29 protein-coding genes are annotated in these 21,005 nt (G+C 57.7%); 7 read left to right on the forward strand and 22 right to left on the reverse strand.

All coding sequences use genetic code 11. The features are described from left to right. Window positions 1–48 precede the first annotated feature (48 nt). From GXB78_RS19795 to GXB78_RS19820, 6 genes are all read left to right on the forward strand, one after another. Window positions 49–630, forward strand: a complete 582-nt coding sequence (locus GXB78_RS19795; protein WP_227973166.1) for a YjfI family protein — start codon at window positions 49–51, stop codon at window positions 628–630. A 17-nt stretch (window positions 631–647) separates the two neighbouring features. After that, window positions 648–1,346: a PspA/IM30 family protein gene (locus tag GXB78_RS19800; RefSeq protein ID WP_253496273.1), complete on the forward strand. Its 699-nt coding sequence runs from the start codon at window positions 648–650 to the stop codon at window positions 1,344–1,346. Window positions 1,347–1,543: 197 nt separating this feature from the next. Further along, the gene (locus tag GXB78_RS19805; protein WP_329516682.1) at window positions 1,544–2,194 is read left to right on the forward strand and encodes a DUF2491 family protein; all 651 of its coding nucleotides are present in this window, start codon (window positions 1,544–1,546) and stop codon (window positions 2,192–2,194) included. Between the two features lie 14 nt (window positions 2,195–2,208). Then, entirely contained in the window at window positions 2,209–2,634 is a 426-nt protein-coding gene (locus GXB78_RS19810; RefSeq protein WP_329516683.1) for a DUF350 domain-containing protein, read from the forward strand. Window positions 2,635–2,652: 18 nt separating this feature from the next. Next, window positions 2,653–3,351 carry a DUF1190 domain-containing protein gene (locus GXB78_RS19815; RefSeq protein WP_329516684.1) on the forward strand — a complete coding sequence of 233 codons (699 nt, stop codon included), beginning with the start codon at window positions 2,653–2,655 and terminating at the stop codon, window positions 3,349–3,351. A gap of 1 nt (window position 3,352) precedes the next feature. Further along, window positions 3,353–4,510 carry a glutathionylspermidine synthase family protein gene (locus tag GXB78_RS19820; protein WP_329516685.1) on the forward strand — a complete coding sequence of 386 codons (1,158 nt, stop codon included), beginning with the start codon at window positions 3,353–3,355 and terminating at the stop codon, window positions 4,508–4,510. Between the two features lie 194 nt (window positions 4,511–4,704). On the opposite strand, the gene GXB78_RS19825 is transcribed toward GXB78_RS19820, so the two are convergent. Continuing rightward, a complete protein-coding gene (locus GXB78_RS19825) occupies window positions 4,705–5,226 on the reverse strand; it encodes a single-stranded DNA-binding protein (protein ID WP_042610650.1) in 522 nt (173 codons plus the stop codon). A 9-nt stretch (window positions 5,227–5,235) separates the two neighbouring features. Beyond that, window positions 5,236–6,633 carry an MFS transporter gene (locus tag GXB78_RS19830; protein ID WP_329516686.1) on the reverse strand — a complete coding sequence of 466 codons (1,398 nt, stop codon included), beginning with the start codon at window positions 6,631–6,633 and terminating at the stop codon, window positions 5,236–5,238. A gap of 191 nt (window positions 6,634–6,824) precedes the next feature. Between GXB78_RS19830 and uvrA the strand changes: the two genes are divergently transcribed. Continuing rightward, window positions 6,825–9,659 (forward strand): excinuclease ABC subunit UvrA, encoded by a 2,835-nt coding sequence (uvrA, locus tag GXB78_RS19835; RefSeq protein ID WP_329516687.1) that lies wholly within the window; start codon window positions 6,825–6,827, stop codon window positions 9,657–9,659. A 65-nt stretch (window positions 9,660–9,724) separates the two neighbouring features. Here the strand turns inward: uvrA and bfr are convergent, their stop codons facing one another. The 20 genes from bfr to rpsQ form a co-directional block, all read right to left on the reverse strand. Next, window positions 9,725–10,192, reverse strand: coding sequence for a bacterioferritin (gene bfr / locus GXB78_RS19840; protein WP_186631390.1), 468 nt, complete (start codon window positions 10,190–10,192; stop codon window positions 9,725–9,727). 149 nt (window positions 10,193–10,341) lie between these two features. After that, the gene (locus GXB78_RS19845; RefSeq protein WP_329516688.1) at window positions 10,342–11,796 is read right to left on the reverse strand and encodes a catalase; all 1,455 of its coding nucleotides are present in this window, start codon (window positions 11,794–11,796) and stop codon (window positions 10,342–10,344) included. 240 nt (window positions 11,797–12,036) lie between these two features. Continuing rightward, window positions 12,037–12,423 carry a 50S ribosomal protein L17 gene (gene rplQ, locus GXB78_RS19850; protein WP_003176402.1) on the reverse strand — a complete coding sequence of 129 codons (387 nt, stop codon included), beginning with the start codon at window positions 12,421–12,423 and terminating at the stop codon, window positions 12,037–12,039. Between the two features lie 42 nt (window positions 12,424–12,465). Further along, window positions 12,466–13,467, reverse strand: a complete 1,002-nt coding sequence (locus tag GXB78_RS19855) for a DNA-directed RNA polymerase subunit alpha (RefSeq protein WP_016772946.1) — start codon at window positions 13,465–13,467, stop codon at window positions 12,466–12,468. A 22-nt stretch (window positions 13,468–13,489) separates the two neighbouring features. Further along, window positions 13,490–14,110, reverse strand: coding sequence for a 30S ribosomal protein S4 (rpsD, locus tag GXB78_RS19860; RefSeq protein WP_003176404.1), 621 nt, complete (start codon window positions 14,108–14,110; stop codon window positions 13,490–13,492). Window positions 14,111–14,128: 18 nt separating this feature from the next. Next, window positions 14,129–14,518, reverse strand: a complete 390-nt coding sequence (rpsK, locus tag GXB78_RS19865; protein ID WP_002555466.1) for a 30S ribosomal protein S11 — start codon at window positions 14,516–14,518, stop codon at window positions 14,129–14,131. Between the two features lie 30 nt (window positions 14,519–14,548). After that, a complete protein-coding gene (gene rpsM, locus GXB78_RS19870; protein WP_003186020.1) occupies window positions 14,549–14,905 on the reverse strand; it encodes a 30S ribosomal protein S13 in 357 nt (118 codons plus the stop codon). 130 nt (window positions 14,906–15,035) lie between these two features. After that, entirely contained in the window at window positions 15,036–15,152 is a 117-nt protein-coding gene (gene rpmJ / locus GXB78_RS19875; protein ID WP_002555468.1) for a 50S ribosomal protein L36, read from the reverse strand. Window positions 15,153–15,179: 27 nt separating this feature from the next. Next, window positions 15,180–16,508, reverse strand: coding sequence for a preprotein translocase subunit SecY (secY, locus tag GXB78_RS19880; RefSeq protein ID WP_016772945.1), 1,329 nt, complete (start codon window positions 16,506–16,508; stop codon window positions 15,180–15,182). Continuing rightward, window positions 16,509–16,946 carry a 50S ribosomal protein L15 gene (rplO, locus tag GXB78_RS19885; RefSeq protein ID WP_003228720.1) on the reverse strand — a complete coding sequence of 146 codons (438 nt, stop codon included), beginning with the start codon at window positions 16,944–16,946 and terminating at the stop codon, window positions 16,509–16,511. A 3-nt stretch (window positions 16,947–16,949) separates the two neighbouring features. After that, the gene (gene rpmD, locus GXB78_RS19890) at window positions 16,950–17,126 is read right to left on the reverse strand and encodes a 50S ribosomal protein L30 (RefSeq protein ID WP_003176408.1); all 177 of its coding nucleotides are present in this window, start codon (window positions 17,124–17,126) and stop codon (window positions 16,950–16,952) included. 2 nt (window positions 17,127–17,128) lie between these two features. Beyond that, window positions 17,129–17,629 (reverse strand): 30S ribosomal protein S5, encoded by a 501-nt coding sequence (gene rpsE / locus GXB78_RS19895; RefSeq protein ID WP_007955637.1) that lies wholly within the window; start codon window positions 17,627–17,629, stop codon window positions 17,129–17,131. Between the two features lie 3 nt (window positions 17,630–17,632). Beyond that, window positions 17,633–17,983 (reverse strand): 50S ribosomal protein L18, encoded by a 351-nt coding sequence (gene rplR / locus GXB78_RS19900; RefSeq protein ID WP_003186037.1) that lies wholly within the window; start codon window positions 17,981–17,983, stop codon window positions 17,633–17,635. Between the two features lie 10 nt (window positions 17,984–17,993). Further along, window positions 17,994–18,527 (reverse strand): 50S ribosomal protein L6, encoded by a 534-nt coding sequence (rplF, locus tag GXB78_RS19905; RefSeq protein WP_003228722.1) that lies wholly within the window; start codon window positions 18,525–18,527, stop codon window positions 17,994–17,996. Window positions 18,528–18,539: 12 nt separating this feature from the next. Continuing rightward, window positions 18,540–18,932 (reverse strand): 30S ribosomal protein S8, encoded by a 393-nt coding sequence (rpsH, locus tag GXB78_RS19910; RefSeq protein ID WP_016772944.1) that lies wholly within the window; start codon window positions 18,930–18,932, stop codon window positions 18,540–18,542. 208 nt (window positions 18,933–19,140) lie between these two features. Then, window positions 19,141–19,446, reverse strand: coding sequence for a 30S ribosomal protein S14 (gene rpsN, locus GXB78_RS19915; RefSeq protein WP_003186042.1), 306 nt, complete (start codon window positions 19,444–19,446; stop codon window positions 19,141–19,143). 13 nt (window positions 19,447–19,459) lie between these two features. Continuing rightward, window positions 19,460–19,999 carry a 50S ribosomal protein L5 gene (gene rplE, locus GXB78_RS19920; RefSeq protein WP_003210069.1) on the reverse strand — a complete coding sequence of 180 codons (540 nt, stop codon included), beginning with the start codon at window positions 19,997–19,999 and terminating at the stop codon, window positions 19,460–19,462. Between the two features lie 20 nt (window positions 20,000–20,019). Continuing rightward, complete coding sequence (gene rplX / locus GXB78_RS19925; RefSeq protein WP_003186046.1) at window positions 20,020–20,334, reverse strand: 50S ribosomal protein L24; 315 nt, start codon at window positions 20,332–20,334, stop codon at window positions 20,020–20,022. An 11-nt stretch (window positions 20,335–20,345) separates the two neighbouring features. Beyond that, window positions 20,346–20,714 carry a 50S ribosomal protein L14 gene (gene rplN / locus GXB78_RS19930; protein WP_002555479.1) on the reverse strand — a complete coding sequence of 123 codons (369 nt, stop codon included), beginning with the start codon at window positions 20,712–20,714 and terminating at the stop codon, window positions 20,346–20,348. A gap of 23 nt (window positions 20,715–20,737) precedes the next feature. Further along, window positions 20,738–21,004: a 30S ribosomal protein S17 gene (gene rpsQ, locus GXB78_RS19935; RefSeq protein WP_003194644.1), complete on the reverse strand. Its 267-nt coding sequence runs from the start codon at window positions 21,002–21,004 to the stop codon at window positions 20,738–20,740. Window position 21,005: the final 1 nt, after the last annotated feature.

Genomic DNA, 21,005 nt, shown 5'->3' on the forward strand with positions numbered 1-21,005 from the left:
AAGGGCGAGCGTGGCAAGACGTCGGCGAAAAAACCGTCGAGCTTCTACATGAAGCAGATGCGCGCAGGCCTGGCCGCCGCCGGTTATGTGAAACACGAAACTTGGGTGCTTCCGGAAAACCGAAGCTTGCTCAAGCAAATGGAGCAACAGCTACGCCAACCGATTCTGGCTGGCTCTTTCATGTCGGAGAAATACATGAGCGCAGGCAACAACTGGACCATCGATAGCCTCTTCAATGCCCTCAAGGCGCTGGACGAGGTGGCTTCGCAAGAGATCACGCTGTCGCTGATCCAGAGCTCCGAGCCGAGCATCAAGCTGGAAATGAACGAATTTGGCGGCCTGCCGATTCACATCGCCCTGGCCGGCCAGCAGATCATCGTCGACACCGTGCTGGTCGACATCGATTCGATCAGCAATGTCCAGGCGTTCAACGATGCCGTACTGCGCAGCCGCGAGATGTTCCCGCTGTCGTCGATCGGGATCGAGTCGATGCCCAACGGGCAGACCGTCTACAACATGTTCGGCGCCCTCAGCGCTGATTCGAGCCTGACCAACGTCGTCACCGAGGTGAAAACCCTGGTCGACAACGTGCAGCGCGCCAGCGAAGCCTTCGAACACTTCTTCAAGTAATCAACAGGGAATATCCAATGACTCAGTCCATCTGGAGCAAGTTGTTCACCGCACTGCGCGGCGGCGCCAATGAAGTCGGCGAAGCCATCGCCGATCAGCAGGCGCTGCGCATCCTCGATCAGGAAATCCGCGACGCCGACAGCGCGCTGTCGAACGCCCGCCGCGAACTGGTGACGATCATGGCCAAGCACAAACTGGCCGCTGACCGCGTGAGTGAGTACGACGCCAAGATCAAGGACCTCGAAGCCAAGGCCGTTGCCGCACTGAATGCCGGCCGTGAAGACCTGGCGCTGGAAGTCGCCGAAGCGATTTCGACCCTGACGAACGACCTCGCTGCCGAGAAGAAACTCAGCGATGAATTCGGCGCCTACGCCGACAACATGCGCAAAGACATCAGCAAAGCCGAATCGCGGATCAAGAGCCTGCGCCAGCAAGTGGACATGGCCAAGGCCCGCGACAGCGTGCAGAAAGCCCAGGTCAGCGCCTCGATTGCCAGCGGCGGCGCCAACGGCAAACTGGAAACTGCGGTCGGCACCCTGAACCGCCTGCAAGCCAAGCAGCAGCAACGCGCTGCCGAACTGAGCGCAGCGGACGAACTGGCCGACGCCTCCACCGGCAACGACCTGGAACGCAAACTGCGCGACGCCGGCATCACGCCGAACGAAGGCAGCGCCAATGCGATCCTTGAGCGGCTGAAGCAGAAGTCCGCGCAGTAATGACTGAACGGTAACTTGTGGGAGCGAGCCTGCTCGCGAAAGCGTCGTGACAGTCAAAATTGATGGTGACTGACACGGCCCATTCGCGAGCAGGCTCGCTCCCACACGGTTGCGGCGTGTCGTACACCGCTGCGCCCGGTACACTACCGCCACTTTTTCACCCCCGAACACCTCCACCCGCTTCAAGGAACGTACCCATGGGATGGTTTAAAGACTTGCTCGGCAGCAGCAATTGGCAGACCGCTGCGCCAACCACTACCGCCGTCAACGGCCCACTGGGCATGGCGCAAGGCAAAGGCGTGCGCTTTGACACGACCCTTGCGCTGCTGCTGCAAGGCTCGACGTCGGTGCGGGTGCCGTTCGATCAGGCGGTGTGGAGCGCCGGCTGGGTCGACCTCGGCCAGTCCAACAAACTGCATCGCTATTACATGAACGACGAGGATTTCTGGGTGCAGATCCACGTCACCGGTGAAGACCAGGTCGAGTCGGTCACCCTGTTCAATTACCTCAGCTACGTGACGGTCAACAGCGACGCCGAACTGCAGCGTCTGGCCGGGCCGAACAGCCTGATCGGCCTGCCGACGTACACCCACGACGGTGTCGAATACACCCGCGAATGGGGCACCGAACTGCAGCAGACCGAACTGGTACCGATGACCGAACAGGTGGTCAACCCGGACGAGTCCTACACCATCAAGCACCACTCCATGCTGTACGCCCGCGACACCGGCCTGACCGATCGCCGCGAACTGCTGCTGTTCTCCGTCGAACAGGACGAAGAAGGCACCGTCAGCCTGAGCACCTCGCTGGGCATCTCGCTGTACACGACTGATTTGAGCGCCATCTAAAAAGGAAGTTTTTCATGCTGGAAGTCTTGGCCGTTTCCCTGAACAAAACCGCGCTGGTCGGTTTTGTCGTCTACCTGATCGGCGCCGTGTTGCTGTTCATGCTGTTTCAATTCGTCTACACGCGCATTACCGCGCACAAGGAATTCGAGCTGATCCGCGCCGGCAACACTGCCGCCGCCATTGCCCTGTCCGGGGCGATCATCGGTTTCGCCATTCCGGCGAGCAACGTCATCGCCTACTCGGTCAACGTGCTCGACTTCGTCCTCTGGGCAGTCATCGCCGCCGTTGTGCAGTTGCTGGCGTTTGTCGCTACCGGGCTGGTGCTCAAGGGCACTTCCCAGCGCATCGCCGACGGCGAAGTGGCGGCCGGCATTTATGTCGCCGCCGTGGCGATCAGCGTCGGCATGCTCAATGCCGCGTGCATGACCCCGTCCCACTGACCGGCAGGAAGCCTCTCGATGAAACGCAGCAAATACGTGCAGTTGTCCCTCGCCGCGTCGGTGGCGATGGCGATTTCCGGTGAAGCGGCGGCGCTGGACCAGCCACGCAATTTCCAGAATGTTGAACAATGCGTCGACGCCGAAGTGGCCGCCGATGTCTGCTCCAGCGCCTACGTCGCCGCCCTTAGCGAACACCGGCGCATCGCCCCGGCCTACAACGACAAGGCCAAGTGCGACGCAGACTTTGCCGCTGGCTGGTGTCAGAAAAACTCCGATGGCCGCTTCGTGCCGAAACTCGGCGGCTTCAAGGTGCCGCGCAATGCCGAGACGCCGCAGGATCTGGATGCCATCGCCAATGCACAGCTGCCGGCGGGCGACACTACCACCAGCAGCGCAAGCCACGGCGGCTCGCATTATTCCGGCAGTTCGGGTGGCGGCGGCAATGGCTGGCTGACCGGTTGGCTGATCGGCAATGCGATGAGCAACAATGCCGAACGCAGCGTTTACCGTGATCGCGAAACACGCCAGCCGTACAACACCTCAACGCAGTACCGCCGAGCTGACACAACCTCGCGCAGCCAGTCGGATTACGAGAGCAGCAAGAGCAAACCGGTGAACGTTGCGTCGTCGACTTCGCGCGGAGGCTTCGGCAGCCAGTCCAGCGCCCGCAGCGGTTGGGGTGGCTGGGGCAGCAGTTCCGGACGCTCGAGCAGCTGACATGAAAAAGATCCACTGCGCCGAGCGCGCCGACTGGAAACACACCGCCGAAAGCCTCGGTTTCCTGTTCCACACCATCGACGACGAACCGTACTGGGACGAAAGCGCCTACTACCAGTTCAGCCTCGCGCAGATCGAAAACGATCTCGAAGACCCGACCACCGAGCTGCACGAGATGTGCATGGATCTGGTCGATCGCGTGGTCAACAGCGAGGCGTTGCTCGATCGTTTGAGCATTCCGGCGGCGTACTACGACGTGATCCGCACCTCGTGGCGCGAAGGTCATCCGCATCTGTACGGTCGCATGGACTTTTCCTACAGCGGCAACGGCCCGGCAAAACTGCTGGAGCTCAACTACGACACGCCGACCAGCCTCTACGAAGCGGCGGCGTTCCAGTGGGGCTGGCTGGAACAATGCATCGAACGCGGCACGCTGCCGCGGCATGCTGACCAGTTCAACAGCATCGACACCAAGCTGCATCAGGCCTTCGCCGAGTTGCAGCTGAAGCGGCCGTTCTACTTTGCCTCGATGAAGGACTCGGTGGAGGATAAAGGCACCACCGACTATCTGCGGCTGATTGCGGAAAAGGTCGGCATCGAATCACGCCACATCGATATCGAAGACATCGGCCTGACGGCTGAAGGTCGTTTCGTCGATCTGCAGGATCGCTGGATCCCGCACCTGTTCAAGCTGCACGCCTGGGAATTCATCTTCCACGAACCGTTCGGCGCGGCGATCGCCGAGTGCGACACGCAGTTTTTCGAACCGGCGTGGAAGGCGATTCTGTCGAACAAAGGGGCGCTGCCGTTGCTGTGGGAGTTGCACAAGGGTCATCCGAATCTGCTCGCTGCGCACCTTGATCCGAATCCGCAAAGTGCGGTGCCGAAAGGCTGGGTGCGCAAGCCGTACTTTTCCCGTGAAGGCGCCAACATCGAGCTGCAAACGGCGGAAGGTCTGGTCGTCAAAGAGGATGGGCCGTACACCGATGCGCCGTTCATCCTGCAGGAGTTCGCGCCGCTGCCGAAGTTTGGCGACAGCTACACGTTGATCGGTTCTTGGGTGATTGGTGATGAGGCGGCGGGGATTGGTGTGCGCGAGGACAACAGTCTGATCACCAAGGACTCCAGTCGCTTCCTGCCGCACCTGATCCTCGATTAACACGAAGTTACCTTGTGGGAGCGAGCCTGCTCGCGAAAGCGTCCTGTCAGTAAGTGGTGCATCGACTGATCTGACGCCTTCGCGAGCAGGCTCGCTCCCACAGGTAATCGAACATAACCGTAAATATCGCCTCACAAAAAAGGCCCGTCGTTCAAGCGACGGGCCTTTTCATTGGAAGCGTTTACAGCGGCAAATCAGAACGGAATATCGTCATCGAAGCTGTCGAAATCCGGAGCCGGCTGCGGTGCGGCCTGCTGTGGCGCTGGCGGAGCCGAACGCTGCTGTGGAGCCGACTGCTGCGGGCGCGGTGCCTGCTGACGTGGCGCCTGCTGCTGGTAGTTGTTGCCGCCGCCTTGCTGGTCGCCCTGTTGTGGACGGCCGCCGAGCAGTTGCATGGTGCCTTGCATGTCGACCACGATTTCAGTGGTGTAACGCTTGATACCGTCTTTTTCCCACTCGCGGGTCTGCAGCTTGCCTTCGATGTAGACCTGCGAACCCTTGCGCAGGTATTCGCCAGCGATCTCGGCAACCTTGCCGAACATCGACACACGGTGCCACTCGGTCTTCTCGACCTTCTGACCGGTCTGCTTGTCGGTCCATTGTTCGCTGGTGGCCAGACTCAGGTTGGTCACGGCGTTACCGTTAGGCAGGTAGCGAACTTCGGGATCCTGGCCGCAAGTGCCGACCAATATGACTTTGTTAACCCCACGGGCCATAACGTTCTCCTAAGCGTCGCACGCAGCCCCGGCCGGGTTGTTGACCAGGCGTTCGAGGGTGGTGCGATCCACTAATTCTTTGTCCAGTTTGATGTAAACAGCCGCCTCTTCGGCGACTATCACTGCATCTGTTACCCCTACCAGGGCCTTGAGGCGCTCGACCAGACCCGCTTCGCGGATCGCTTCGGGCGACAACGGCAAGCGCAGGCTCGTCACGTAGGGAGGTTCGCGCATGGTAACAGCAAAGGCCAGCCAAAGTGCAGCCAGCGCGGCGCATCCGAGGAACACAACCGACAGACCGCCATGCTGGAACAACCAGCCGCCAAGTATCCCGCCGAGTGCCGAACCGAGGAACTGGCTGGTGGAGTACACGCCCATGGCCGTGCCCTTGCCGCCTGCCGGTGAAACCTTGCTGATCAGCGACGGCAACGATGCCTCGAGCAGATTGAACGCGGTGAAAAACACCACGGTGCCAATCACCAGAGCGCGCAGGCTGTCGCCGAACTGCCAGAAGAATAGTTCAGTCAGCATCAGTGTCATGACGGCGCCGAGCAGAACTCGTTTCATTTTGCGTCGCTTTTCGCCATAGATGATGAAAGGGATCATGGCGAAGAACGAAATCAGCAGCGCAGTGAGGTAGACCCACCAGTGCTGTTCCTTGGGCAAACCGGCTTTTTCCACCAGCGCCAAGGGCAAGGCAACGAAGCTCGACATCAACATCGCATGTAACACAAAGATGCCCAGATCGAGGCGCAACAGGTCCGGGTGCTTGAGCGTAGGCATCAGCGCCTGCCGCGCCACGCCGGATTCACGATGCTGCAACGGCCCGGTCGATTGCGGCACCATGAACATGATGATCAGGATGCCGACCAGCGCCATCGCGCCGGTGGCCAGAAACAGTCCCGACAACCCGAACGCACTGGTCAACAACGGGCCGACGACCATGGCCACGGCGAACGACAGGCCGATGGTCATGCCGATCATGGCCATGGCTTTGGTGCGATGTTGTTCGCGGGTCAGGTCGGAAAGCAGCGCCATGACCGCCGCGGAAATCGCCCCGGCGCCCTGCAGGATCCGCCCGGCGATCACGCCCCAGATCGAATCGGCCTGCGACGCGAGCACGCTGCCAAGAGCGAAGACAATCAGGCCGAGGTAGATCACCGGTCGACGACCGATGCGGTCGGAAATGACCCCGAACGGGATCTGGAAAATCGCCTGGGTCAGACCGTAAGCGCCAATCGCCAGCCCGATCAGGGCCGGGGTCGCTCCAGCCAGATCCATGCCATAGGTCGCCAGCACCGGCAACACCATGAACATGCCAAGCATACGGAAGGCGAACACCAGGGCCAGACCGCTCGCCGCGCGGGTCTCGCTGCCACTCATGCGTTCGCTGTGGGGATCGTGCATGGAAAAACCTCATGTGAACCGGCGGCGATTCTACCAGTCCCATCGGAAGACGGGGTATATCGCGACGCTATGACGCGTATAGATGAAACTCTCTTCATGAACGGCAAAACGCCCTTCGTTTGATAGTGTGCATCCATCCAGTATTTGCCCGTATACTCCTACGTTTTCGACGCCCGCCGAGCGAGGCCACTTTGGACAAGATCCTGATACGTGGGGCCCGTACCCACAACCTGAAGAACATCGACCTGACCCTGCCACGGGACAAACTGATCGTCATCACCGGCCTGTCCGGATCCGGCAAGTCGTCCCTGGCGTTCGACACGCTGTATGCCGAAGGTCAGCGCCGCTATGTCGAATCGCTGTCGGCTTACGCCCGGCAGTTCCTGTCGATGATGGAAAAACCCGACGTCGACACCATCGAAGGCCTGTCGCCGGCGATCTCCATCGAACAGAAGTCGACCTCGCACAACCCGCGTTCCACGGTCGGCACCATCACCGAAATCTACGACTACCTGCGCTTGCTCTATGCCCGCGTGGGTACGCCGCGTTGCCCGGATCACGACATTCCGCTGGAAGCGCAGACCGTCAGCCAGATGGTCGATCTGGTGCTGGCGCAGCCGGAAGGCAGCAAACTCATGCTGCTGGCGCCAGTGATCCGCGAGCGCAAGGGCGAACACCTCTCGGTCTTCGAAGAATTGCGTGCGCAAGGTTTCGTCCGCGCCCGGGTCAACGGCCGGATCTGCGAGCTCGACGAGCTGCCGAAGCTGGATAAACAGAAGAAGCACTCGATTGATGTGATCGTTGACCGCTTCAAGGTACGCGCCGATCTGCAGCAACGTCTGGCCGAATCTTTTGAAACCGCGCTGAAACTGGCCGACGGCATTGCCCTGGTCGCGCCGATGGACGACGAGCCGGGCGAAGAAATGATTTTCTCCGCGCGCTTCGCCTGCCCGATTTGCGGCCACGCGATCAGCGAGCTGGAACCCAAGCTGTTTTCCTTCAACAACCCGGCCGGCGCCTGCCCGACCTGCGATGGCTTGGGCGTGAAGCAGTTCTTCGACATCAAGCGTCTGGTCAATGGCGAACTAACGCTGGCCGAAGGCGCGATACGCGGCTGGGACCGGCGCAACGTCTATTATTTCCAGATGCTCGGCTCACTCGCCTCGCACTACAAGTTCAGCCTGGACAAGCCCTTCAACGACCTCAGCGCCGAGCAACAGAAGTTCATCCTGCACGGCAGCGGCTCGCAGAACGTCGACTTCAAATATCTGAACGACCGTGGCGACATCGTCAAACGCTCGCACCCGTTCGAAGGCATCGTGCCGAATCTTGAGCGTCGCTATCGCGAAACCGAATCGGCGAGCGTGCGCGAAGAGCTGGCCAAGTTCCTCAGCCATCAGGCCTGCCCGGATTGCCGTGGCATGCGTCTGCGTCGTGAAGCGCGGCACGTCTGGGTCGGTGAGAAAACCCTTCCGGCGGTGACCAATCTGCCGATCGGCGATGCCTGCGAATACTTCGGCGCGCTGAAGATGACCGGGCGACGCGGCGAGATTGCCGACAAGATCCTCAAGGAAATCCGCGAGCGTCTGCAGTTCCTGGTCAACGTCGGTCTCGACTACCTGTCGCTGGATCGCAGCGCCGACACCCTGTCCGGTGGCGAGGCGCAACGGATTCGTCTGGCCAGCCAGATCGGCGCCGGCCTGGTTGGCGTTCTATACATCCTCGATGAACCGTCCATTGGTTTGCATCAGCGCGACAACGACCGGCTGCTCGGCACGCTCAAGCATTTGCGCGATATCGGCAACACAGTGATTGTGGTCGAGCACGATGAGGACGCGATTCGTCTGGCCGACTATGTCGTCGATATCGGCCCGGGCGCGGGTGTGCACGGCGGGCAGATTGTCGCCGAAGGCACGCCGGACGAAGTCATGGCGCACCCGGACTCGCTGACCGGCAAATACTTGTCCGGCCGGGTGAAGATCGAAGTGCCGGCCAAACGCACGCCGCGCAACAAGAAGCTCAACCTGTCACTCAAAGGTGCGCGCGGCAACAACCTGCGCAATGTCGATCTGGATATTCCGATCGGCCTGCTGACCTGCGTGACCGGCGTGTCCGGCTCGGGCAAATCGACGCTGATCAACAACACGCTGTTCCCGCTGAGCGCCACGGCACTCAATGGCGCGACCACGCTGGAAGCGGCCGCACACGACAGCATCAAAGGTCTGGAACATCTCGACAAGGTCGTCGATATCGACCAGAGCCCGATCGGCCGTACGCCGCGTTCCAACCCGGCGACCTACACCGGGCTGTTCACGCCGATCCGCGAACTGTTTGCCGGCGTGCCCGAGTCGCGCTCCCGTGGTTACGGCCCCGGGCGGTTCTCGTTCAACGTCAAGGGCGGGCGTTGCGAGGCGTGTCAGGGCGATGGCCTGATCAAGGTGGAAATGCACTTCCTGCCGGACATCTACGTGCCCTGCGATGTGTGCAAGAGCAAGCGCTACAACCGCGAAACCCTTGAAATCAAGTACAAGGGCAAGAGCATCCACGAGACCCTCGAAATGACCATCGAGGAGGCGCGGGAGTTCTTTGACGCGGTGCCGGCACTGGCGCGCAAGCTGCAAACGCTGATGGATGTCGGCCTGTCGTACATCAAGCTCGGGCAGTCGGCTACGACTTTGTCCGGCGGTGAAGCACAGCGGGTCAAGTTGTCGCGCGAACTGTCCAAGCGCGATACCGGCAAGACCCTGTATATCCTCGATGAGCCGACTACCGGTCTGCACTTTGCGGATATCCAGCAGTTGCTCGACGTTCTGCATCGCCTGCGCGATCACGGCAACACCGTGGTGGTGATCGAGCACAACCTCGATGTGATCAAGACTGCTGACTGGCTGGTGGACCTCGGTCCAGAGGGCGGTTCCAAGGGCGGGCAGATCATCGCCACCGGTACGCCGGAGGAAGTCGCCGAGATGAAGCAATCTCACACCGGCCATTACCTCAAGCCGTTGCTGATCCGCGACCGGGCTTAACCGCCCGGCATGAAAAAGCCCCTGTCACCGTTGAAGTGACAGGGGCTTTTTTGTTGCCGTTACAATCAGGACGCGTGGGATTGCAGGTAATTCTCGAGACCGATCAGTTTGATCAGACCCAACTGCTTTTCCAGCCAGTAGGTGTGATCTTCTTCGGTGTCGTTGAGCTGAACCCGCAGAATCTCGCGACTGACGTAATCCTGGTGCTGCTCGCAGAGTTCGATGCCCTTGCACAGGGCAGCGCGGACTTTGTATTCGAGGCGCAGATCAGCTTCGAGCATCGAAGGCACCGTGGTGCCGACATCCAGATCATCCGGACGCATGCGCGGCGTGCCTTCGAGCATCAGGATACGCCGCATCAGCGCATCGGCGTGGCCGGCTTCTTCTTCCATTTCGTGGTTGATGCGCTCGTAGAGCTTGGTGAACCCCCAGTCCTCATACATCCGCGAATGAACGAAATATTGGTCACGCGCGGCCAATTCGCCGGTCAGCAACGTATTGAGGTAATCGATTACATCTGGGTGGCCTTGCATCGCCCTACATCTCCCTTCCTGAAAGTCTGTAGTTTGAACCAACCTGACCGTCAGGTCACCCGCCTGGCGCAATAAAAGCGAAGATATTCTGAGAAAAGCGGGCCAAATAACGCAAAAACCGCCCAAATGAGGGCGGTTCTGCTTCTCGTTTAGACTTCGTTAAGCTGTAAGTTGAGCAGCTTTGCGATTGCGTCTCCATACGCCGGATCGGCTTTGTAGAAATGCTGCAACTGACGATCGACCACGTCACTGGAAACACCTGCCATTGCGCCGGCAATGTTGCTGACCAGCAGTGCTTTCTGCTCCTCGCTCATCAAGCGGAACAAGGCACCGGCCTGGCTGTAGTAATCGGTATCTTCGCGGTGATCGTAGCGATCTGCGGCACCGCTCAAGGCCAGGGCTGGCTCTGCGTAATGTGACGCTTGTTTCGGCGACTCAATGTAGCTGTTCGGTTCGTAGTTCGGCGCCGCACCGCCATTGCTGCCGAATGCCATGGAGCCGTCACGCTGATAAGTGTTGACCGGGCTGCGTGGAGCATTCACCGGCAATTGCTGGTGGTTGGTGCCAACGCGGTAGCGGTGCGCGTCAGCGTAGGCAAATACGCGGCCTTGCAGCATGCGGTCCGGGGACAGACCCACGCCTGGCACCATGTTGCTCGGGCCGAATGCAGCCTGTTCAACTTCGGCGAAATAGTTCAGCGGGTTGCGGTTCAACTCCAGCTCACCGACTTCGATCAGCGGAAACTCTTTCTGTGACCAGGTTTTGGTGACGTCGAACGGGTTTTCGTAATGAGCGGCCGCTTGCGCTTCAGTCATGATCTGGATGCACACGCGCCATTTCGGGAAATCACCGCGCTCGATGGCCTCGAACAGGTCACGCTGGGCGTAGTCCGGATCAGTACCCGCTAAACGGGCGGCCTCGGCTGGCGCAAGGTTTTTGATGCCTTGCTGGGTCTTGTAATGCCACTTGACCCAATGACGTTCGCCTTTGGCGTTGATCAGGCTGTAGGTGTGGCTACCGAAGCCGTGCATGTGACGGTAGCCGTCCGGAATGCCGCGATCAGAAAACAAAATGGTGACCTGGTGCAGCGCTTCAGGCGAATGCGACCAGAAATCCCACATCATCTGCGCACTTTTCAGGTTGCTTTGCGGCAGACGCTTTTGCGTGTGGATAAAGTCCGGAAACTTCAGTGGATCACGGATGAAGAACACCGGCGTATTGTTGCCGACGATGTCCCAGTTGCCTTCTTCGGTATAGAACTTCAAGGCGAAACCGCGCGGATCGCGCTCGGTGTCGGCCGAACCACGCTCGCCACCTACGGTGGAAAAGCGCAGGAAGGTTGGCGTTTGTTTGCCTACCGCTTCGAACAGTTTTGCGCTGGTATATTCGGTGATGTCACGGGTGACGGTGAACGTACCGTAAGCGCCCGAGCCTTTAGCGTGCACGCGGCGTTCAGGAATGTTTTCACGGTTGAAGTGCGCGAGCTTTTCGAGCAGATGGAAATCGTCGAGCAGCAGCGGACCGCGTGGGCCGGCAGAGCGGGAATTCTGGTTGTCAGCGACTGGCGCGCCACTGGCGGTTGTAAGCGTTTTGGTCTGGCTCATGCGGTCTTCTTCCTCTGTCAGTCTTTGAACTGCCGGCTAATGGGCTTGGCGGAAAGTATTGATCATCGACGTTATAGCTACAAATTCATTAACTTGCAGGCATCGATAGATAATTACTAATTATGTTTTCCCGGCACATAGTGGCAGTTCAACCATGTCAGAAACTTGTACAGACGGCGCATTTCTTGCGGGCACAAAAAACCGGGCACTAGGCCCGGTTCTTTGTTTCAGACTGACGTCTTACTCGGCGGATACAGCTTCGCCAGCAGTAGCACGATCAACCAACTCGACGTACGCCATAGGCGCGTTGTCGCCAGCGCGGAAACCGCACTTGAGGATGCGCAGGTAGCCACCCTCACGGGTAGCGTAACGCTTGCCCAGGTCGTTGAAGAGCTTACCAACGATAGCTTTCGAACGAGTACGGTCGAAAGCCAGACGGCGGTTAGCCAGGCTGTCTGTCTTGGCCAGAGTGATCAGCGGCTCGGCAACGCGGCGCAGTTCTTTGGCTTTTGGCAGAGTAGTTTTGATCAGCTCGTGCTCGAACAGCGACACCGCCATGTTTTGGAACATGGCCTTGCGGTGCGAGCTGGTGCGGCTCAGGTGACGACCACTTTTACGATGACGCATGGTTCATTCCTTACCAAACACTACGTTCGGTGATTACGACGATCAGGCAGTCGCCTTGTCGTCCTTCTTAAGACTTGCAGGCGGCCAGTTGTCGAGGCGCATGCCGAGGGACAGACCGCGGGAGGCCAGAACGTCCTTGATTTCAGTCAAGGATTTCTTGCCCAGGTTCGGAGTCTTCAACAGCTCTACTTCGGTACGCTGAATCAGGTCGCCGATGTAGTAGATGTTTTCCGCCTTAAGGCAGTTAGCCGAACGTACAGTCAGTTCCAGATCGTCAACCGGGCGAAGCAGGATCGGATCGATCTCGTCTTCCTGCTCGACAACCAGTGGCTCACTTTCACCTTTGAGGTCGACGAACGCAGCCAGCTGCTGTTGCAGGATGGTTGCAGCGCGACGGATAGCCTCTTCAGGATCCAGGGTACCGTTGGTTTCCAGATCAATAACCAGCTTGTCCAGGTTGGTACGCTGCTCGACACGGGCGTTTTCCACCACGTAAGCGATACGGCGAACCGGGCTGAACGAAGAGTCGAGCTGCAAGCGACCAATGCTGCGGCTTTCGTCTTCATCGCTCTGACGCGAGTCGGCTGGTTCATAACCACGACCACGAGCTACGGTGAGCTTCATGTTCAGGGCGCCGTTAGACGCCAGGTTAGCGATTACGTGATCGGGATTAACGATCTCGACATCATGATCCAGCTGAATATCGGCAGCGGTAACCACCCCCGAACCCTTCTTCGACAAGGTCAGCGTAACTTCGTCACGACCGTGCAGCTTGATGGCCAGACCTTTAAGGTTCAACAGGATTTCAATTACGTCTTCCTGTACACCTTCGATGGCGCTGTACTCGTGGAGCACACCGTCAATCTCGGCCTCGACTACTGCGCAGCCGGGCATTGAGGACAACAGGATGCGGCGCAGCGCGTTGCCCAGGGTGTGGCCAAAACCACGCTCGAGAGGCTCGAGAGTGATCTTGGCGCGGGTTGGACTGACAACCTGCACATCAATGTGGCGGGGTGTCAGGAACTCATTTACCGAAATCTGCATGGATGCACCTATTTTCTAGCCCTTACTTGGAGTAGAGCTCGACAATCAGGCTTTCGTTGATGTCGGCGGACAGATCACTGCGAGCAGGAACGTTCTTGAAAACGCCCGACTTCTTCTCAGTGTCTACTTCTACCCATTCTACGCGGCCACGTTGGGCACACAGATCGAGAGCTTGGACAATGCGAAGTTGGTTTTTTGCTTTCTCGCGAACTGCAACCACGTCACCAGCACGAACCTGATACGACGGAACGTTTACGGTCTGACCGTTGACGCTGATCGACTTGTGCGATACCAGCTGACGGGATTCGGCACGAGTCGAACCAAAGCCCATACGGTATACAACGTTGTCCAGACGGCATTCGAGAAGTTGCAGCAGGTTTTCACCGGTTGCACCTTTCTTGCCAGCAGCTTCTTTGTAGTAGCCGCTGAACTGACGCTCGAGAACGCCGTAGATACGACGGACCTTCTGCTTTTCACGCAGTTGGGTGCCGTAGTCGGACTGGCGACCGCGGCGTTGGCCGTGGATACCAGGTGCTGCTTCAATGTTGCACTTCGATTCGATCGCGCGCACGCCGCTCTTCAGGAAGAGATCGGTGCCTTCGCGACGAGCGAGTTTGCATTTTGGACCAATGTAACGAGCCATTCTTTACAATCTCCTGGATTACACGCGGCGCTTCTTCGGCGGACGGCACCCGTTGTGCGGGATTGGCGTCACGTCGGTGATGCTGGCGATCTTGTAGCCACAGCCGTTCAAAGCGCGGACTGCGGATTCACGACCTGGACCTGGGCCCTTGACGTTGACGTCGAGGTTTTTCAGGCCGTATTCCAGCGCAGCTTGACCAGCACGCTCAGCAGCTACTTGAGCAGCGAACGGGGTGGACTTGCGGGAACCGCGGAAACCCGAACCACCGGAGGTAGCCCAGGAAAGAGCGTTACCTTGACGGTCGGTAATGGTCACGATGGTGTTGTTAAAAGATGCATGGATGTGGGCGATGCCATCAACCACTGTCTTTTTAACTTTTTTACGAGGACGAGCAGCAGGTTTTGCCATGATTAAATTCCTGTCGATTCGCTGGGGCGATTACTTGCGGATCGGCTTACGCGGACCTTTACGGGTACGCGCGTTGGTCTTGGTACGCTGACCGCGTACTGGCAGACCACGACGATGACGCAGACCGCGATAGCAACCGAGGTCCATCAAGCGCTTGATTTTCATGTTGATTTCGCGACGCAGGTCACCTTCAGTGGTGAACTTCGCCACTTCGCCACGCAGCTGTTCAATTTGCTCGTCGCTCAGATCTTTGATCTTTGCTGCTGGGTTTACCCCAGTCACTGCACAGATCTTCTGCGCAGTAGTGCGACCAACACCATAGATGTAGGTCAGCGAGATAACAGTATGCTTGTTATCTGGAATGTTAACGCCTGCAATACGGGCCATTCAGTGGGACTCCAATTGACAGCTACCTACGCCCCGGAAGCCAAGAAATAGGGCGCGAGATAATATCGCTGTAATAACAAATAATCAACCCGGTAGCGCACTAGCTACCGGGCTTGAAGCACAATCACACTCAGCCTTGGCGCTGTTTGTGACGCGGTTCCGCGCTGCAAATTACTCGAACAACACCTTCGCGGCGAATAATCTTGCAGTTACGGCACAGCTTTTTCACCGATGCACGAACTTTCATCACCAACTCCTCGAACCTTATGGGTACTCAGCGCAACATGCCGCTGCCGTAACCCTTCAGGTTGGCTTTCTTCATCAGGGATTCGTACTGGTGCGAAACGAGGTGCGATTGTACTTGGGACATGAAGTCCATCACAACCACGACCACGATCAGCAACGAGGTCCCGCCAAGGTAGAACGGAACGTTTGCTGCAACCACCAGGAACTGGGGCAACAGGCACACGGCCGTCATGTAAAGAGCACCGAACAGGGTCAAGCGGGTCAGAACGCCATCAATGTAGCGCGCAGACTGCTCACCTGGACGGATGCCCGGAATAAAGGCACCGGACTTCTTCAGGTTTTCCGCTACGTCTTTCGGATTGAACATCAACGCCGTATAGAAGAAGCAGAAGAAAATAATCCCTGCACTAAACAGCAGAATATTCAACGGCTGACCAGGAGCGATCGACTGCGAGATGTCCTGCAACCAGCCCATACCTTCAGACTGACCGAACCAGGCACCCAACGAAGCCGGGAACAGCAAAATGCTGCTCGCGAAAATAGCCGGAATCACACCGGCCATATTCACCTTCAGCGGCAAGTGGCTTGTCTGCGCAGCAAAAACCTTGCGGCCCTGCTGACGCTTGGCGTAGTGAACAGCGATACGACGCTGGCCACGCTCAATGAACACCACGAAACCGATAATCGCTACTGCCAGCAAACCGATGGCAACCAAGGCGAAGATGTTGATATCACCCTGACGCGCAGACTCGAAAGACTGCCCGATTGCTCTCGGAAGACCGGCGACGATACCCGAAAAAATCAACATCGAGATACCGTTGCCAACACCACGCTCAGTAATCTGCTCACCCAGCCACATCATGAACATCGCACCAGCCACAAATGTGGTTACCGCGACGAAATGGAAGCCAAAGTCACCAGTGAACGCCACGCCCTGCCCCGCCAAACCAATGGACATGCCAATAGCCTGAACGAGAGCGAGAGCGACGGTGAGGTAGCGGGTGTACTGGCTGATCTTGCGACGGCCAGCTTCACCTTCCTTCTTCAACTGCTCCAGCTGCGGGCTGACGGCGGTCATCAGTTGCATGATGATCGATGCCGAAATGTACGGCATGATCCCCAGTGCAAAGATGCTCATCCGTTCCAGCGCGCCGCCGGAGAACATGTTGAACAAGCTAAGAATGGTCCCCTCATTCTGTCGAAACAGGTCTGCGAGTCGGTCCGGGTTGATACCTGGAACCGGGATGTGTGCGCCTATTCGGTAGACGATAATCGCCAGGAACAGAAAACGCAGACGAGCCCAGAGTTCAGACATACCGCCTTTGCCGAGCGCAGAGAGAGCACCTTGCTTAGCCATTTATTCCTCGAACTTGCCGCCAGCTGCTTCGATAGCCGCACGCGCACCTTTGGTGGCGCCGATTCCCTTGCCGATAGTGACAGCGCGAGTCACTTCACCGGACAGCATGATTTTCACACGCTGTACGTTGACGTTGATCACGTTGGCATCTTTCAGGGACTGCACAGTAACGATGTCGCCTTCCACCTTGGCCAGCTCGGACAAACGCACTTCTGCGCGATCCATGGCTTTCAGGGAAACGAAACCGAACTTAGGCAGGCGACGATGCAGCGGCTGTTGACCGCCTTCAAAGCCTGGAGCGATGGTGCCACCGGAGCGGGAGGTCTGACCTTTGTGACCACGGCCACCAGTCTTGCCCAAACCACTACCGATACCACGGCCCGGACGATGCTTTTCGCGACGGGAACCCGGCGCTGGACTCAGATCATTGAGTTTCATCGATTAACCCTCGACACGCAGCATGTAGTAAGCCTTGTTGATCATCCCGCGATTCTCGGGAGTATCCTGGACTTCTACAGTGTGACCGATGCGACGCAGACCCAGACCCTTAACGCACAGTTTGTGGTTAGGGATGCGGCCGGTCATGCTTTTGATCAGCGTAACTTTAACGGTAGCCATGATTACTTGATCTCCTCAACACGCAGGCCACGCTTGGCAGCGATGGACTCAGGAGACTGCATAGCCTTCAGACCCTTGAAAGTGGCGTGAACCACGTTTACCGGGTTAGTCGAGCCGTAGCACTTGGCCAGAACGTTCTGAACGCCAGCAACTTCGAGGACAGCACGCATAGCGCCGCCAGCGATGATACCGGTACCTTCAGAAGCAGGCTGCATGTACACCTTCGAAGCGCCGTGAGCGGACTTCATTGCGTACTGCAGAGTAGTGCCGTTCAGGTCAACTTGAATCATGTTGCGGCGAGCAGCTTCCATTGCCTTCTGGATCGCAGCAGGCACTTCACGCGACTTGCCACGGCCGAAGCCAACACGCCCTTTACCATCACCAACCACGGTCAACGCGGTGAAAGTGAAGATACGGCCGCCTTTAACGGTTTTGGCTACGCGGTTAACTTGAACCAGCTTCTCGATGTAGCCTTCGTCGCGCTTTTGGTCGTTATTTGACATAACTTAGAACTCCAGCCCAGCTTCACGAGCAGCATCAGCCAGCGCTTTAACGCGGCCATGGTACTTGAAGCCAGAGCGGTCGAAAGCCACTTGCGATACGCCAGCGGCCTTAGCACGCGTAGCGACCAGCTGGCCAACCTTTGTGGCCGCGTCGATGTTGCCAGTGGCACCATCACGCAGTTCTTTATCCAAAGTCGAGGCGCTTGCCAGGACTTTGTTGCCGTCGGCCGAGATGACCTGGGCGTAGATGTGCTGCGACGAGCGGAACACGCAGAGACGCACGACTTCGAGTTCGTGCATTTTCAGGCGTGCTTTGCGAGCGCGACGCAGTCGAGTAACTTTTTTGTCGGTCATTTGCTATGCCCTACTTCTTCTTGGCTTCTTTACGACGGACGACTTCGTCCGCGTAGCGCACACCTTTGCCTTTGTACGGCTCTGGTGGACGGAAGTCGCGGATCTCGGCGGCCACTTGACCTACCAGCTGCTTGTCGATGCCCTTGATCAGGATATCGGTCTGGCTAGGAGTCTCAGCGGTGATGCCTTCCGGCAGTTCGTAATCCACTGGGTGCGAGAAGCCAAGAGCCAGGTTCAGAACCTGACCTTTTGCTTGCGCTTTGTAACCAACACCGACCAGCTGGAGCTTGCGCTCGAAGCCTTGGCTTACGCCCTGGACCATGTTGTTTACCAACGCACGCGTGGTACCGGCCATTGCGCGAGTTTGTTGATCGCCATTGCGAGCAGCGAAACGCAGCTCACCAGCTTCTTCAACGATCTCAACGGACGAATGGATGTTCAGTTCAAGAGTACCCTTGGCACCCTTCACCGAAAGCTGTTGGCCTGCGAATTTGACTTCGACACCGGCTGGCAGCTTAACGGGGTTCTTAGCGACGCGAGACATGCTTATCCCCCCTTAGAACACAGTGCAAAGAACTTCGCCGCCGACACCGGCAGCGCGCGCAGCACGATCCGTCATCACACCTTTGTTGGTGGAGACGATAGACACGCCAAGACCGCCACGAACTTTCGGCAGATCTTCAACGGACTTGTACTGACGCAGGCCTGGACGACTAACGCGCTTCACTTCTTCGATAACCGGACGGCCCTCGAAGTACTTCAGCGAGATGGACAACGACGGCTTGGCGTCGGTGGTGATCTGAAAATCCGCGATGTAACCTTCGTCCTTCAGGACTTTTGCTACAGCAGCCTTCAACGTGGAAGACGGCATGCTTACGACAGACTTTTCAGCCATCTGGGCATTACGGATTCGAGTTAGCATGTCCGCTAACGGGTCCTGCATACTCATGGGCTAGACGCTCCTAATACAGAAAAATTAGCCTTGCGGCTACTACATGTCGCCGAGAACTTCCGGGCAGAAAAACACGGGCTCAGGCGAGCCGGTCATTCTAGACACACCCCAGAAATGAATCAAGCCCCAAAAGGGGCTTGATTCAGATTCAAGGCCACCGATGGTCAGGTTCTTGCGAACCCGAACATCGAGACTTTGACAGCTATTACCAGCTGGCTTTAACCAGACCTGGTACGTCACCGCGCATTGCAGCTTGACGCAGCATGTTACGGCCGAGGCCGAACTTGCGGTACACGCCGTGCGGACGACCAGTCAGGCGGCAACGGTTACGCATGCGCGAAGCGCTTGCGTCACGTGGTTGCTTCTGCAGAGCTACGGTAGCTTCCCAACGCGCTTCTGGACTTGCGTTCAGATCGACGATGATAGCTTTCAGCGCTGCACGCTTGGTGGCGTACTTGGCAACGGTGAGCTGACGCTTCAGCTCACGGTTTTTCATGCTCTTCTTGGCCATTTTCCTACTCCAATCAGTTGCGGAACGGGAATTTGAAAGCACGCAGCAGAGCGCGGCCTTCATCATCGTTCTTGGCAGTGGTGGTCAGGGTAATGTCCAGACCGCGGAGAGCATCGATCTTGTCGTAGTCGATTTCCGGGAAAATGATCTGCTCTTTAACGCCCATGCTGTAGTTGCCACGACCATCGAAGGACTTGGCATTCAGGCCGCGGAAGTCGCGGACCCGAGGCAGGGAGATCGACAGCAGACGATCCAGGAACTCGTACATACGCTCACGGCGCAGGGTCACTTTGACGCCGATCGGCCATCCTTCGCGGACTTTGAAGCCAGCGATGGATTTACGAGCGTAGGTCACAACGACTTTCTGGCCGGTGATCTTTTCCAGGTCAGCAACAGCGTGCTCGATGACTTTTTTGTCGCCGATCGCTTCGCCCAGACCCATGTTCAGGGTGATTTTGGTAACGCGCGGAACTTCCATCACGTTCGAAAGCTTAAGTTCTTCCTTAAGTTTCGGAGCGATTTCCTTCCGGTAAATCTCTTTTAGTCGTGCCATGGTCTTCTACCTAGCAGTGTTCAAGCATCAACCGCTTTTTGGGTCGACTTGAAGACACGAATTTTCTTACCGTCTTCTACTTTGAAACCAACGCGGTCAGCCTTGTTGGTTTCGCCGTTGAAGATGGCGACGTTGGAAGCGTGCAGTGGCGCTTCTTTCTCGACGATACCGCCCTGTACGCCCGACATCGGGTTAGGCTTGGTATGACGCTTGACCAGGTTCAGACCACCAACAACCAGACGGTTGTCAGCAAGAACCTTCAGCACCTTACCGCGCTTACCTTTGTCTTTGCCGGCGATCACGATGATCTCGTCGTCACGACGAATCTTTTGCATGTCGGATCTCCTTACAGCACTTCTGGGGCGAGCGAGACGATCTTCATGAACTTCTCAGTACGAAGTTCACGGGTCACTGGCCCAAAGATACGGGTGCCGATCGGCTCTTGCTTGTTGTTCAGAAGAACAGCAGCGTTGCCATCAAAGCGGATAATGGAGCCATCAGCACGACGTACGCCGTGACGAGTGCGGACTACAACAGCAGTCATCACTTGGCCTTTTTTCACCTTACCGCGAGGAATTGCTTCCTTCACGGTAACTTTGATGATGTCACCGATACCAGCGTAACGACGATGGGAGCCACCCAGCACCTTGATGCACATAACACGGCGAGCGCCGCTGTTATCGGCCACATCGAGCATGGATTGAGTCTGAATCATATAATTTCTCCGACCCCTAGCCCTTAGACTTCCACAGCGCGTTCGAGAACATCAACCAGCGCCCAAGACTTGGTCTTGGCCATCGGACGAGTTTCACGAATAGTGACTTTGTCGCCGATGTGGCACTGATTGGTTTCGTCGTGCGCGTGCAGCTTAGTCGAACGCTTAACGTATTTACCGTAGATCGGGTGCTTAACGCGACGCTCGATCAGAACGGTGATGGTTTTGTCCATCTTGTCGCTGACAACACGGCCAGTCAGCGTACGGACAGTTTTTTCGGCTTCAGCCATG

The organism is Pseudomonas moraviensis subsp. stanleyae (genome assembly GCF_036283065.1).
Taxonomy (GTDB): domain Bacteria; phylum Pseudomonadota; class Gammaproteobacteria; order Pseudomonadales; family Pseudomonadaceae; genus Aquipseudomonas; species Aquipseudomonas stanleyae.

Excerpts from the sequence above, each read along its gene's own strand:
- rpsQ (WP_003194644.1), bottom strand. The coding sequence starts at position 21,004 with ATGGCTGAAGCCGAAAAAACTGTCCGTACGCTGACTGGCCGTGTTGTC.
- GXB78_RS19795 (WP_227973166.1), top strand. The coding sequence starts at position 49 with ATGAAGCAGATGCGCGCAGGCCTGGCCGCCGCCGGTTATGTGAAACAC.
- GXB78_RS19830 (WP_329516686.1), bottom strand. The coding sequence starts at position 6,633 with ATGCACGATCCCCACAGCGAACGCATGAGTGGCAGCGAGACCCGCGCG.
- rpmJ (WP_002555468.1), bottom strand. The coding sequence starts at position 15,152 with ATGAAAGTTCGTGCATCGGTGAAAAAGCTGTGCCGTAACTGCAAGATT.
- GXB78_RS19820 (WP_329516685.1), top strand. The coding sequence starts at position 3,353 with ATGAAAAAGATCCACTGCGCCGAGCGCGCCGACTGGAAACACACCGCC.
- rpsM (WP_003186020.1), bottom strand. The coding sequence starts at position 14,905 with ATGGCCCGTATTGCAGGCGTTAACATTCCAGATAACAAGCATACTGTT.
- rplX (WP_003186046.1), bottom strand. The coding sequence starts at position 20,334 with ATGCAAAAGATTCGTCGTGACGACGAGATCATCGTGATCGCCGGCAAA.
- rplN (WP_002555479.1), bottom strand. The coding sequence starts at position 20,714 with ATGATTCAGACTCAATCCATGCTCGATGTGGCCGATAACAGCGGCGCT.
- secY (WP_016772945.1), bottom strand. The coding sequence starts at position 16,508 with ATGGCTAAGCAAGGTGCTCTCTCTGCGCTCGGCAAAGGCGGTATGTCT.
- rpsE (WP_007955637.1), bottom strand. The coding sequence starts at position 17,629 with ATGTCAAATAACGACCAAAAGCGCGACGAAGGCTACATCGAGAAGCTG.
- GXB78_RS19815 (WP_329516684.1), top strand. The coding sequence starts at position 2,653 with ATGAAACGCAGCAAATACGTGCAGTTGTCCCTCGCCGCGTCGGTGGCG.
- rplO (WP_003228720.1), bottom strand. The coding sequence starts at position 16,946 with ATGAAACTCAATGATCTGAGTCCAGCGCCGGGTTCCCGTCGCGAAAAG.
- rplR (WP_003186037.1), bottom strand. The coding sequence starts at position 17,983 with ATGACCGACAAAAAAGTTACTCGACTGCGTCGCGCTCGCAAAGCACGC.
- rplQ (WP_003176402.1), bottom strand. The coding sequence starts at position 12,423 with ATGCGTCATCGTAAAAGTGGTCGTCACCTGAGCCGCACCAGCTCGCAC.
- rpsN (WP_003186042.1), bottom strand. The coding sequence starts at position 19,446 with ATGGCCAAGAAGAGCATGAAAAACCGTGAGCTGAAGCGTCAGCTCACC.
- bfr (WP_186631390.1), bottom strand. The coding sequence starts at position 10,192 with ATGCAAGGCCACCCAGATGTAATCGATTACCTCAATACGTTGCTGACC.
- rpsH (WP_016772944.1), bottom strand. The coding sequence starts at position 18,932 with ATGAGTATGCAGGACCCGTTAGCGGACATGCTAACTCGAATCCGTAAT.
- GXB78_RS19845 (WP_329516688.1), bottom strand. The coding sequence starts at position 11,796 with ATGAGCCAGACCAAAACGCTTACAACCGCCAGTGGCGCGCCAGTCGCT.
- GXB78_RS19805 (WP_329516682.1), top strand. The coding sequence starts at position 1,544 with ATGGGATGGTTTAAAGACTTGCTCGGCAGCAGCAATTGGCAGACCGCT.
- rpsD (WP_003176404.1), bottom strand. The coding sequence starts at position 14,110 with ATGGCTCGTTACATTGGTCCAAAATGCAAACTCGCTCGTCGCGAAGGC.
- rpmD (WP_003176408.1), bottom strand. The coding sequence starts at position 17,126 with ATGGCTACCGTTAAAGTTACGCTGATCAAAAGCATGACCGGCCGCATC.
- GXB78_RS19800 (WP_253496273.1), top strand. The coding sequence starts at position 648 with ATGACTCAGTCCATCTGGAGCAAGTTGTTCACCGCACTGCGCGGCGGC.
- rpsK (WP_002555466.1), bottom strand. The coding sequence starts at position 14,518 with ATGGCAAAACCTGCTGCTCGTCCTCGTAAAAAAGTTAAAAAGACAGTG.
- rplF (WP_003228722.1), bottom strand. The coding sequence starts at position 18,527 with ATGTCTCGCGTCGCTAAGAACCCCGTTAAGCTGCCAGCCGGTGTCGAA.
- GXB78_RS19810 (WP_329516683.1), top strand. The coding sequence starts at position 2,209 with ATGCTGGAAGTCTTGGCCGTTTCCCTGAACAAAACCGCGCTGGTCGGT.
- rplE (WP_003210069.1), bottom strand. The coding sequence starts at position 19,999 with ATGGCACGACTAAAAGAGATTTACCGGAAGGAAATCGCTCCGAAACTT.
- GXB78_RS19825 (WP_042610650.1), bottom strand. The coding sequence starts at position 5,226 with ATGGCCCGTGGGGTTAACAAAGTCATATTGGTCGGCACTTGCGGCCAG.
- GXB78_RS19855 (WP_016772946.1), bottom strand. The coding sequence starts at position 13,467 with ATGCAGATTTCGGTAAATGAGTTCCTGACACCCCGCCACATTGATGTG.